This window comes from Bifidobacterium anseris (assembly GCF_002860345.1).
Classification (GTDB): Bacteria; Actinomycetota; Actinomycetes; order Actinomycetales; family Bifidobacteriaceae; genus Bifidobacterium; species Bifidobacterium anseris.
The window spans coordinates 617,668-629,770 of the sequence record NZ_NMYC01000005.1; the positions used below are offsets into that span (position 1 = coordinate 617,668).

Sequence of the window (12,103 nt, forward strand, 5' to 3'; positions counted from 1 at the left end):
CCAACAAAAGGAGCGTCATGGACAAGGCACAGCAGGATGCAATGAAGAAGGAAGCTGGCATCGAAGCGGCGAAGCTCGTCAAGAGCGGCATGATCGTCGGACTCGGCACGGGCTCCACGGTTCGCTTCCTCGTCGACGAACTCGGCCGCCGCAAGCAGGAGGAGGGCCTCGAGTTCACCGGCGTGACGACGTCGCGCCGCACGCAGGAGCAGGCGGAAGGCTACGGCATCAAGATCGTCAACATCGACGAGGTCGACCACATCGACCTGTGTATCGACGGCGCCGACGAGGTGGACAAGAACTTCAACGGCATCAAAGGCGGCGGCGCGGCGCTGCTGTGGGAGAAGATCGTCGCGATCAACTCGGACTACATCGTCTGGATCGTCGACGCCTCGAAGCTCGTCGACGTCATCGGCAAGTTCCCGCTGCCGGTCGAGGTCATCCCCTTCGGCGCGATGCACGTCATCGAACGCATGAAGGAACGCGGCTACAAGCCGACGCTGCGTCTCGACGCCGACGGCAAGCCGGTGCGCACCGATGAGAACAACTACGTCGTCGACCTGCACCTCGAGCGCATCGACGACCCGGCGGCCCTGCACGAGGACCTCATCAACATGGTGGGCGTCGTCGAGGACGGCCTGTTCCTCGACATGGTCAACGAGGTCATCGTCGGCGACCCGAACGGCCCGCGCACGCTCGTCAACCCGAACAAGGCGTGAGCGCCGCCGTCGCGGCGTCGGTCTGACGCATAGGGGAAGTCCCCGCAACCCGGCCGGGTTGCGGGGACTTCCCCTATGCGTCAGACCGACGCGTGCGGGCGTCCATCGGCGCCCGCACGGCGCTCACTCGCCGAGCGCCTTGTCGACGACCTGCGTCGCCTCATCGAGGACGGCGTCGAGCGTCTCGGGAGAGACGAAGGACTCCGCGTACACCTTGTAGATGTTCTCGGTGCCGGAGGGGCGCGCCGCGAACCAGTTGTCCTCGGTGACGACCTTGATGCCGCCGATCGGCGCGTCGTTGCCCGGTGCCTTCGTCAGAATCGCCGTGATGTCCTCGCCGCCGAGCGTCGTGGCCGTGACGTCCTTCGCGTCGAGCTTGGCGAACTTCTGCTTCTGCTCGAGCGTCGTCGGCGTGTCGATGCGGCTGTACCAGCTTTCGCCGAAGCGCTCGACCTGTTCCTGATGCAGCTGCGCCGGGTTCTTGCCGGTCTTGCCGGTGATCTCGGCCGCGAGCAGATCGGGGATCAGGCCGTCCTTGTCGGTCGTCCAAACGCGGCCGTTGAAGCGCAGGAAGCTCATGCCGGAGCTCTCCTCGCCGCCGAACGCGATCTCGCCGGTGAACAGCGGGTCGACGAACCACTTGAAGCCGACCGGGACCTCGACGACGCGCGCGTTAATCGACGCGGCGACGCGGTCGATGAGCGACGACGAGACGAGCGTCTTGCCGACGCCGGTGCCCGCCGGCCAGTCGGGACGGTTGCCGCCAAAGAGGTACTCGACGCACACCGCGAGGTAGTGGTTCGGGTTCATGACGCCCCAGTTCGGGCAGACGATGCCGTGGCGGTCGGCGTCCGGATCGGTGCCGCCGACGAGGTCGTACTTGTCCCACGCGCCGGCGTTGAGCTCGTCGACGAGGCCCTTCATCGCGTACTGCGACGACGGGTCCATGCGGATCTTGCCGTCATGGTCGATTGTCATGAAACGCCACGTCGGGTCGACCTCGGGACGGATGACGCCGATGTTCAGGCCGTACTTCTCGTTGATGAGCGGCCAGTAGTTGACCGAGGCGCCACCGAGCGGGTCGATGCCGAGGCGCACGCCGGAGTTGCGGATGACGTCGAAGTCGATGACGTTCTTCAGATCGTCGACGTAGTGTTCACGGAAGTCGAAACGCTCGATGAGATCCGACTTGATCGCCTGCTCGAAGGGCACGCGCTTGACGTTCCTGAAATCGCCGAGCAGTTCGTTCGCGCGGTTCGCGATCGCATTCGTCACGTCGGACGGCGCCGGACCGCCGGTGACCGGATCGTACTTGAAGCCGCCGTCGGTCGGCGGGTTGTGCGAAGGCGTCACGACGATGCCGTCGGCGAGGTCGGCGCCCTCGAAGCGCTGCGTGCCGTCGGCCGCACGGTTGTGCGTCAGGATCGCCTGGGAAACGACCGGCGTCGGCGTGAAGTCGTCGCGCGAATCGATGCGCACGCGCACGCCGTTCGCGACGAGCACCTCGATCGCGGTCTTCCATGCCGGAAGGCTCAGCGCATGCGTGTCGCGGCCGATGTAGAGCGGGCCGTCGACGCCGGCCGCCTTGCGGTACTCGGCGATCGCCTGCGTGATCGCGACGATGTGCGCCTCGTTGAACGAGGTCTTCAGCGAGGAGCCGCGGTGGCCGGAGGTGCCGAAGATGACACGCTCTTCAGGGACCGACGGATCCGGGACGACGTCATAGTACTTGCCGATGACTTCGTCGACGTTGATCAGATCTGCTTCAGTGGCGGGCATGCCCGCGTTAGGTGCAACCATACTTCCTTCATTCTGATGGGACAACAGTTACTGCTCCATGCTGCAGGGCGTGGTCGCCGTGCAGACGCGGTTCCAGTTTAGCCTGTGGCGCAGAGATGACATCGATTGCAAAGGTGGCATCGGCGGCGGCTGGCGGCAAAGAGAGCGAAGAGGCGCGTCGCGGCGCTCGCGGCCGCCCATCGTTCGCAATCGATGGACGGTCGCGGGTGCGCTCAGTCCTTGGCGAGCGGCGCCTTGATCGGCGGGATCTGCGTCGTCGCGCTGATGTTGTCGTCGAGCGGCACACGCACGAGGAGCGCCTCGCGGTCGACGGAGAACAGGATATGCCGTGTCTCGGGCAGCATGTCGCCGTCGACCTGCGCGGGCACCGGCTTGTCGAGCATGACCTCGGCCTGCACGCCCTGCATCTGGTCGATGTGCGAATGCGTCGACAGCGGGCTCTGCGCGGCCTTGCCGGTGATCGTCTGGTGGACGACGTCGCCGAAGAGGTTCGCCCAGCCGATGATGCCGCCGTTCGTGTCGATCATCTCGAAATCGAGCAGCCCGTCATTGAACGCCGCGTCCGGCATCAGCGAGAACACCGGGATCTGGCCGCAGTTGCCGGCCATGAACGTGCGGAACTCGGTGTCGCGCTGCGTGTATGTCTCGCCATCGGGACCCTTGATCGTGATCGACGCGTGGTATTTCGGCGTGAACAGATGCTTCGCGCCGGAAATGAAGTAGGCGAGCCAGCTGATGTTCTTCTTGAGCTTGGGGTCGGTGTCGTCGATCATCACAGCGTCGAAGCCGACGCCGGCGATGATCAGGAACGCGTGCGCATGGTCCTCGTCCGGGTCGTCGAGGATCCGCAGACGGCCGACGTCGACGCGATGCGAGCCGTGGGAGACCGCGATCGTCAGCGCGGCCTCGACGTCGTCGATCGGAATGCCCATGTTGCGCGCGAACAGATTGCCGGTGCCGATCGGCACGATGCCCATCGCATGCCCGGTGCCGCCGAGCGCGGACGCGACCGTGCGCACCGTGCCGTCGCCGCCGACGGCGATGACGACGTCCGCGCCGCGCGCGAGCGCCTCCTGCGCGCAGACGCGGCCGTCCTTGTCGAGCTGCGTGTCGATGAACATGACCTCGGTCAGCCCCTTGCGTTCGCAGTACGCCTTGATGCGCGCGCGCGTCGTCTCGGCGGTCGGCTTGGACGGGTTGATGATGAACGCGTAGTGCACTTGGTCGTCGCGGCGCTGCTCGAGCCGCTGCACGCGCCGACGGTGCATCGTGATACGGATGGCGGCGATGATCGCGGTGATGATCGCGATGAGCGCGATCATCACCGCGAGAATGATCAGTGCCTGTTGATTCATGGCTCGCCCTCGCTTCTCCTCGCCTGCACGCCGGACCGCACCGATGACGGCGCCCGCGCCAGCTACCGGTTTCCCATCTTAGCAAGCGACGCGCGCGTGGCAGCGCGGGCGGCTGCGTGCGTCGCGAAAACAGTGGGAAAACAACGGTCAGCTGTCGGCTTCGCGCATTACGCTTAAGCCATGCTCGATATTCAATTCATCCGTGAACACCCTGAAGTCGTCAAGGAATCCCAGCGCAAGCGCGGCGAGTCGGTCGAACTCGTCGACGAGGTGCTGCGCAGCGACGAGGTGCGCCGCACCTCGCTCAAGAAGTACGAGGAGGCGCGCTCCAGGCAGAAGGAGATCGGCAAGCAGGTCGCGAAGGCCGCCGCCGACGAGAAGGCCGCGCTCATCGCGCAGACGAAGGAGCTCTCCGAGCAGGTCTCCGCATACAAGGCGGACGCGGACACGGCGAACGAACAGTACACCACGGCGATGTGGCAGCTGTCGAACATCGTCGAGCCGGAGGCGCCGGAAGGCGGCGAGGACGACTACGTCGTCGTCAAGAAGGTAGGCACGATCCGCGACTTTGCAGCCGAGGGCTTCGAGCCGAAGGACCATCTCACGCTCGGGGAGGGCGTCGCCGGCATCGACATGAAGCGCGGCGTCAAGGTCTCCGGATCGCGTTTCTACTTCCTGCGCGGCGACATCGCGCGCATGCAGATCGCGATGCTGACGATGGCCGTCGACCAGGCGCAGGAGCACGGCTTCGTGCTCGCGATCACGCCGACGCTTGTGCGTCCCGAGGTGATGCGCGGCACCGGCTTCCTCAACTCGCATGCCGATGAGATCTACCGTCTGCGCGAACCCGACGAGGACTACCTCGTCGGCACCTCCGAGGTCGCACTTGCCGGCATGCACGAGGACGAGATCCTCGATCTGGACAAGGGCCCGCTGCGTTACTGCGGCTGGAGCTCATGCTACCGCCGCGAGGCGGGCGCCGCCGGCAAGGACACGTCGGGCATCATCCGCGTCCACCAGTTCGACAAGGTCGAGATGTTCGTCTATTGCAAGCCGGAGGACTCCTACGACCAGCACCGGCAGCTGCTCGCGATGGAGGAGGAGATGCTCGGCAAGGTCGAGGTGCCGTACCGCGTCATCGACACGGCCGCCGGCGATCTGGGATCCTCGGCTGCGCGCAAGTTCGACTGCGAGGCGTGGGTGCCGACGCAGGGCCGCTACCGCGAGCTCACGTCGACGTCGAACTGCACGCAGTATCAGGCGCGCCGCCTCAACATCCGCGAACGCGTCGAGGGCGGCACCGAGCCGGTCGCCACGCTCAACGGCACGCTCGCCACGACGCGCTGGCTCGTCGCGATCATGGAGAACCATCAGCTCAAGGACGGCTCGATCGTCGTGCCGAAGGCGATGCGTCCGTACATGGGCGGCAAGGAGATCATCGAGCCGACGACGTGGGAGGCGTGATACGCGCTTTCCGGCATTGCGCACGGACGACGCATACGGCGCCTGATACGCAGGCGCATGCTATACTGGTCGTTCGTGCGCCAAGCACATTGGATAGGTGTCCGAGCGGTCTAAGGAGACGGTCTTGAAAACCGTTGACGCGCAAGCGTCCGCGAGTTCGAATCTCGCCCTATCCGCCGACTAAGGGCTTCCGGTTTCGACCGGAAGCCCTTTTTTCATGCCGTTGTCATGCCTTGTGGCGGCCGTCGGGCCGTCAGGGAGGTCAGACATAGAGGTCATGTGGGGAGCCGCACCGGCCGCGCGCATGTTACGGCCGTGTGTCCGCGGAGGGGGAGCGGGGCGTTTTCGTAACCAACCAAAAACATGGCGATTATGTAAGTGAGCAGGTGCTCGTTTATGTTTGCCGATATCCGGACGCAGTCGGCGCCGGAGATCAACGATACGAGAAACCCAAGTGAAGGCAATGCATAACAACGATTCGTGAGCATATCCGCTCCGTTCCCGACCGAAAGAAGGCGACGATGACCGCACCATCCATACCCGCACCGCATCTGGACCAGAGCACATGCTCACCACAATCCGGCATTCCTCCGGTCGCCACGGCCGGCCAGTGTGCGGCAACGTCGCGCGCTGGTCTGGGCACGCCGGCGATCACGATGATGGTCGTCGCCGCGGCCGCGCCGCTCACCGTGCTCAGCGGCGGCACGCCGCTCGGCATCCTCACCGGCAACGGCGCCGCGTTCCCGGTGAGCTTCCTCGTCGTCGGCGTCGCCCTGCTGCTCTTCTCGATCGGCTTCTCCGCGATGAGCCGCCACGTGACCGGCTCCGGCGGCTTTTTCAACGCGATTGGCCGCGGCCTGCACCCGATGTTCGGCCTCGGCGCGTCGACGCTTGCGCTGTTCACTTATCTGATGATCCAGTCGGCGATCGTCTGCTTCCTCGGCATGCAGATCTGTACATGCCTCGCCTCGATCGCCGGGCTGACGGTGCCGTGGTGGGTGTGCTCGCTCGCGGCCGCCGCGCTCGCCGGCGTCCTCGGCTACCGCAACATCGCGATGAGCGCGAACGTCGTCAACGTGCTCATCGCCGGCGAGATCGCCGTCGCCGTCGTGCTGTGCGTCGCGATCTTCGCTCGCCATCTTCCCGCGGGTGTCGACTTTGCGGCCACGTTCAGCCCGTCCGCGTCGCTCGAAGGCGCCCCCGGCGTCGCGATCATCTTCGCGATCGCGAGCTTCGTCGGCTTCGAATCGACGTCGATCTACCGAGCCGAGGCGCGCGACCCCGACGTGACGGTGCCGCGCGCGACCTACGTGGCCGTCGTATTCGTCACGCTGCTCTACCTCGTCTCGTCCTTCGCGATCGTCGTCGCGTGGTGCTCGGACGGTGCCGTCGACGCGGACGCGCTCACCGCCGGCGATATGCTCCAGGCGACCGGCGCGAAGTACGTGGGCGGCTGGTTCGCGAACGTCATCAGCGTGCTCATCATCACGAGCCTGTTCGCGGCCGTGCTCTCCTTCCATAACGTGCTCGCCCGCTACATGCGCGCGATGGCTGACGCCCGCGCGCTGCCGTCCGTGCTCGGCCGTCTGCATGCGCGTCACGGTTCGCCGACCTTCGCGTCGCTCGTCGCGACCGCCGCTTCCGTCGGCGTCGTCCTGTGCGTCGGCATCGCCGGCCTTGACCCCTTCACCCAGGCGTTCTCATGGTTCTCCGGCGTCGCCGTCCTCGGCTTCGTCATGCTGCTCGTGCTCGCCTGCCTGTCCGTCGTTGTGATGTTCGTGCGCCGCGCCGACCTGCGCGCCGGCGAAGGCGTCCTCAAATCGGTTGTCGCGCCCGGCGTTGGCGTGCTGCTGCTTGTGGCGATCCTCGCGTGCGCCGTCATGTACTTCCCCGACCTCGTCGGCGAGGCGAGCTTCGGCGTCACGTGCCGCACGCTCGTCGCATGCGCGTGCGCCGCCTTCGCCGTCGGCGTCGTCGAAACAATCATCATGCGCAGGCGCAGCGACGACGCCTACCGTGCGCTCGAGTCGGCGATCGCCGGCTGAGCGCAGCTCCGCGAATCCCGTGCGGTCGACCGTTTCCGAACATTGTCGGAAGGACCGACCGCGCGTTCGCGTACTATGGCAAATCGTGCATGTCGCAGTCGTGCACATCGCAGCGGAAACGAAATAAGGAGGACGATGCCGAAGATCGTCGATCACGAAGAGCGGCGCCAGCAGATCGTCGACGCGTTCCTGACGCTCGTCGAACGCGGACGCGGCCTCGACGCCGCGTCGTCGCGTGCACTCGCAGCGCAGCTCGGCGTCTCGAACAGCCTGCTGTGGCGGTACTTCGACGACATGGACGCGATCGTCGAACGCGCCTACCGCGAGGTCGTCGCGCGTACGAACGCGCGCATCGAACGCGGCATCGCAGGTCGGCGCGGCCTTGACGCCGTCCATGCGCTCATCGACGAACTCATGCCGGTGACGAGCGTGTCGCAGGCGGAGGCGCGCATCGTCGTCGCCTACTGGGCCGCGAAGGTGCGCGACCGGCGCTCCTACGTCGAGCCGCACAACTGCTGGCGCGTCAAGCTCGTCGATTTCCTCGAGCAGGCGTGCGAACTCGGCGAGGTCGCCGACGACTGCCCGGTGCAGGTGCTCGCCGACGCCGTCGTCGATATCGTCGACAACGCGCAGGTCGAGTTCGCGATGTCCGAGGACGAGCATACGGCGCTCGCGGCGCGTGATCTCGCGCGCGCCATTGTGCGGCTGCACTGAACACGACGCGCGCGGGGGCAGCGTGCGTATTGATGTATTGATGAGGGTGAGCGTTTGCTCATGTAACAGAGTCGACATCTGTCGTCATCGTTGGAAACATATGGGAAACCGGTTAGAAAATCTCGTTGCCTTAAAGTGAGCATACGCTCAAAAAACAACGGAAGGATGTCATCATGACTGCCGCATCGGAACTCTACCCGGGATTCATCAGCCTTGACGAGGCCTTCGACCTGACCGAGGAGCAGGTCAAGGACATGCAGCTGAAGCACATGAACGAATACCGCACGAAGCTCGGCCTCGCAGGCGGCCTCACCTTCGACATCAAGCGCGCCGAAGGCTGCTACATCTGGGACGCGGACGGCAACAAGCGCCTCGATTTCATCGGCTGCGTCGGCGTCTACCTGCTCGGCCACAACAACCCGTTCATCGTCGAGAACGTGCGCAAATACCTCGCTACGAAGCCACTGACGATGGATCCGCTCGCCTTGAAGCCGATCACGGCGGCCTTCGCGCACAACATGGCGCTCGTCACGCCCGAGCTGACGCGCACGATCGTCAACGGCGGCGGCGGCGCGGAGGCCGTCGAGGCCGTGCTCAAGCTCGTGCGCATCGCGGCGGGACGCCATCATCCCGAGCGCAAGCGCATCGTCTCGACGCTCAACTCCTTCCATGGCAAGACGCTCGGCGCCGTCAGCGCCGGCGGCAAGGACGTGTGGCGCCGCTGGCAGCCGGTCATCGCCGACCACGCCTACGTACCCTACGGCGATCTTGACGCCGTGGAGGCGGAGTTCAAGAAGGGCAACGTCATCGCGTTCATCGCCGAGACGATCCAGGGCGAAGGCGGCGTCGTCGTGCCGCCGGAGGACTATTTCCCGACGATCCGACGCCTGTGCGACGAATACGGCGTCTACATGATCATGGACGAGGTGCAGGCCGGCTCGTGCCGCACCGGCTACGTCTGGGCGCACCAGTACTACGAGGGTCTCGTCCCCGACGCGTTCACCTTCGCGAAGGGTATGAGCGACGGCGTGCTGCCGGTCTCCGGCATCCAGGTCAAGGACAGCCTGTATCAGGAGGCTTACGGCTCCTACGACAGCGCGATGATGCACACGGCCACCTATCAGGACAACAACATCTCCGCCGCCGTCGCACTCAGCTCGCTGCAGTACATGATTGAGCACGACGTGGCCGGCCAGGTGCGCGAGAAGAGCAAGTACATTTTCGCCAAGCTCGAACAGATCCATCAGAAGTACCCGGACGTCATCGCGGAGATCCGCGGACGCGGATTCATGATCGGCCTCAAGTTCGGCGTGGACGCCGACGGCGTGGGCTACGCGAACCGCGTGGCCGCCGTCATGGCGCAGAAGTACTACGTGCACACGATGACGTCGACGAACGACGACACGATCCTGCGCGTCTACCCGAACATCACGACGACCGAAGCGGACTTCGACTGGTTCATCGACGCCTTCGACAAGGCGATCCGCGACGTCATCGGCTCGGCCGCGCCGGCGGAGAGCTGATTCGGGCACGGCGCATCCATCGAATCGACACAGCGACGGCCGGGCCGCACCACGACGCAGCGACGTCGAGGGCGGCCCGGCCGTCGCCGTGTCTGTGAATGCTACGAGCCGATCAGGCCGAAGAAGTCGCCGAGCAGCAGCGCCAGCAGCACGCAGGCGGAGAGCATTCCGATGATCCAGCTGTGGCCGCGCGCCATACGGTACTCCTTGCGCGGGGCGTCCCCGTCGACGCCGTGCGGATCGAGCTCGCCGGGACCGTAGAAGAAGTAGAGGCGCACCCACAGCCAGCACAGCATCACGATCGCGATGAGCGAGCCGATGCGCAGCGCCGTCCATCCGGCTTCGAGCGCCGCCGCATGGTCCTCGAGTCTGAGCGTGGCGCGTGCGACGAACGCGAAGTAGGCGAGGAAACCGCAGGTGAGTGCCGGCGTGAGGATGATGTTGCCGATGATGAGCGCCTTCGACTGTGCCGTGTACCGGTGCACGAGCGTGCGTCCCTTGCGTCCCGGCGATTCGGCGTCGCAATGTCGTCTGCGTGCGAACGCGACGCAGCAGCCGATGACGACGATGAGCCACAGCAGGATGACGAGCGCGTCGACGATGAGCACCTCGAGCAACGAATGAACGCAGCCCGGCTTGACGTTGGCAGGAACGGCGAACTCCTGGAAGGGTTGCGCGCCGGCGATCGGCGGCGTCGTCCAGTCAGAGTCCGTCGCGCCGGCGGCGACCGCGTTCACCCAGTCCTCGAGATTGTGCGTGTAGTGCGGCTCCAGTTGCAGTCCCGGCAGCGACAGCGACGAGCCGGTGCGCATCTGGTGGTTCGTCGGATAGTAGCGCACCGTCACGTTTTCGTTGCCGACGTCATGGGCTTCGTGGATGAGCTTCTGCGCGCCCTGCTCACAGGGCATCGACGGGTCGCGCGTGCCGTAGTTGACGAGCAGCGGCATTGTCAGGTTGTGCCGGTAGGCGGCCGCGTCGAAGTCGGCGTAGGCGAGGCCGAAGGGTGCGAAGTCGAGGCTGATGAGCTTGGGGATGATGTTGATGACGCCGCTCGGCGCGCCGACGATGTTGAGATACTGCGTCGCCGCCATCGCCATCTGCTGGCGCGGCGAGAACACCGGCGCCGACGTCAGGATCGCGAACGCGATGTCCTTGTCCCTGTCCGCCATCAGCGTCGCGATCCAAGTGCCCTCCGATTCCGCGTAGATGCCGGCCTTCGTGCGGTCCACGCCCGGCCAGTCGCGCAGCGCATCGAGGCCGGCGAGGTAATCCTCGGCGTTCGACATGTAGTCGCGCGACAGCGGCGTGTAGTTGTCGAGTCGTTTGTCCTGCACGAGCGTCGTGATGCCGGCCGACGCCATCGCGTTCGCGATGTCCGCGTAGACCTCGGAGGCCTTGCCGGTGCCGGCGCCGTGCACGAAGGAGCAGGCAGGGCGTCCCTGCGGCGCGCCGACCGGTTCGCGCACGATCGCGTTGACGGTCTTCCCGCCGCTGATCGGGAGCCGGATCTTCGTCTCCTTGACCTTGTAGGTGCCTTCCTGGGGTGTCGTGATGCCGCGTGCGGCGATCGCGGTGTCGCTCGTCGACACGGTCAGATGCGCGCTGAGCGGTTCGATGCGCCAGGACGGCATCATCAACGCGCTCACGCCGAGGAACAACGCGAGCGTGACCGTCGACACGACGAGCGTCCATGCGAATTGCTTCCAGAAATGCTGCACGGTTCCTCACTGTATCGCCAGGGTTGCCGATTCTTCGGCGCAAAGCTCAAAACGCGCCGGATGACGCCTCATCGTGCTGTGTCCGTTCGTGCTGTGCTTGTTCCGTCTGCGTCCGCTCCGCCTCTTCGAGCGAAGTGGCGCCCGCCATCCGCATCGTCCACGCCACCGTCTGCTGCGTGAGGTTGCCGCCATGCGCCTGCGTTCGTGCGACGAAATCCTCGTACAGCGCGAGTGTGCGCGGCGAGTAGGTGCCCAGTTCGCCGCGCAGATACGTCTCGTACGACGTGCGCTCAAGCGTGTCCTGATCGCTTGACAGCACGCGCATGTTCGCGCCGATGTGCGGGAAGTGCGCGACGAAATCGCGTGCCCAGTCGAGCTGCCGTGCCACGATCCGCTCCTGCCGGGCGACCCGTGCGCCGTCCAATGCGGGGATATGCGGGGCGATGTCGCGCCGGAAGCGTTCGGGCTCCGTCGACGCCATCATGCGCGCGTATTTCTCCTCGACGAGGTTGCGGCCTTCGCGCTCGGCGTCCCTGAGGTCCTGCAGATACGACCTGATGAGCGCGACCGGCCACGGCATGAACTGGCTCGTGCGCATCAGCGCGAACATCGGCCAGTTGCCCTGACAGGCGGCGCGGCCGCCCTCGTTCGTCGTGCGTTGGAACATGTCCCATTCGTGGCGCACGATTTCCTCGACGAGCGCCTCCCGCTCGCCGTCCTGCGCTGCGTTGCCATTCTGTGCTGCATCTTGTTCTCGTGTCATCA

Annotated in this window: 9 protein-coding genes and 1 tRNA gene; 6 read left to right on the forward strand and 4 right to left on the reverse strand. The window is 65.6% G+C overall.

Going from position 1 to position 12,103, the window contains the following annotated elements; genetic code table 11:
• Nucleotides 1–17: 17 nt before the first annotated feature.
• Entirely contained in the window at nt 18–719 is a 702-nt protein-coding gene (gene rpiA, locus CGZ88_RS07720; protein ID WP_026644616.1) for a ribose-5-phosphate isomerase RpiA, read from the forward strand.
• A 123-nt stretch (nt 720–842) separates the two neighbouring features.
• On the opposite strand, the gene pgm is transcribed toward rpiA, so the two are convergent.
• Nucleotides 843–2,519, reverse strand: coding sequence for a phosphoglucomutase (alpha-D-glucose-1,6-bisphosphate-dependent) (pgm, locus tag CGZ88_RS07725; RefSeq protein WP_026644615.1), 1,677 nt, complete (start codon nt 2,517–2,519; stop codon nt 843–845).
• Between the two features lie 212 nt (nt 2,520–2,731).
• Complete coding sequence (locus tag CGZ88_RS07730) at nt 2,732–3,874, reverse strand: diacylglycerol/lipid kinase family protein (RefSeq protein WP_101671508.1); 1,143 nt, start codon at nt 3,872–3,874, stop codon at nt 2,732–2,734.
• 180 nt (nt 3,875–4,054) lie between these two features.
• Between CGZ88_RS07730 and serS the strand changes: the two genes are divergently transcribed.
• From serS to CGZ88_RS07755, 5 genes are all read left to right on the forward strand, one after another.
• Entirely contained in the window at nt 4,055–5,338 is a 1,284-nt protein-coding gene (gene serS, locus CGZ88_RS07735) for a serine--tRNA ligase (protein ID WP_026644613.1), read from the forward strand.
• Between the two features lie 91 nt (nt 5,339–5,429).
• Nucleotides 5,430–5,514 (forward strand) — tRNA-Ser (locus CGZ88_RS07740).
• A gap of 345 nt (nt 5,515–5,859) precedes the next feature.
• Nucleotides 5,860–7,383, forward strand: coding sequence for an APC family permease (locus tag CGZ88_RS07745; RefSeq protein ID WP_101671509.1), 1,524 nt, complete (start codon nt 5,860–5,862; stop codon nt 7,381–7,383).
• A gap of 135 nt (nt 7,384–7,518) precedes the next feature.
• The gene (locus tag CGZ88_RS07750; RefSeq protein ID WP_165778736.1) at nt 7,519–8,097 is read left to right on the forward strand and encodes a TetR/AcrR family transcriptional regulator; all 579 of its coding nucleotides are present in this window, start codon (nt 7,519–7,521) and stop codon (nt 8,095–8,097) included.
• Between the two features lie 173 nt (nt 8,098–8,270).
• On the forward strand, nt 8,271–9,620 hold the full coding sequence (locus CGZ88_RS07755; protein ID WP_101671511.1) for an aspartate aminotransferase family protein: 1,350 nt from the start codon (nt 8,271–8,273) through the stop codon (nt 9,618–9,620).
• A 101-nt stretch (nt 9,621–9,721) separates the two neighbouring features.
• Here the strand turns inward: CGZ88_RS07755 and CGZ88_RS07760 are convergent, their stop codons facing one another.
• Nucleotides 9,722–11,338, reverse strand: coding sequence for an alpha/beta hydrolase family protein (locus tag CGZ88_RS07760; RefSeq protein WP_423734417.1), 1,617 nt, complete (start codon nt 11,336–11,338; stop codon nt 9,722–9,724).
• 46 nt (nt 11,339–11,384) lie between these two features.
• Nucleotides 11,385–12,101: a DUF4125 family protein gene (locus tag CGZ88_RS07765; RefSeq protein WP_051198423.1), complete on the reverse strand. Its 717-nt coding sequence runs from the start codon at nt 12,099–12,101 to the stop codon at nt 11,385–11,387.
• Nucleotides 12,102–12,103 lie beyond the last annotated feature (2 nt).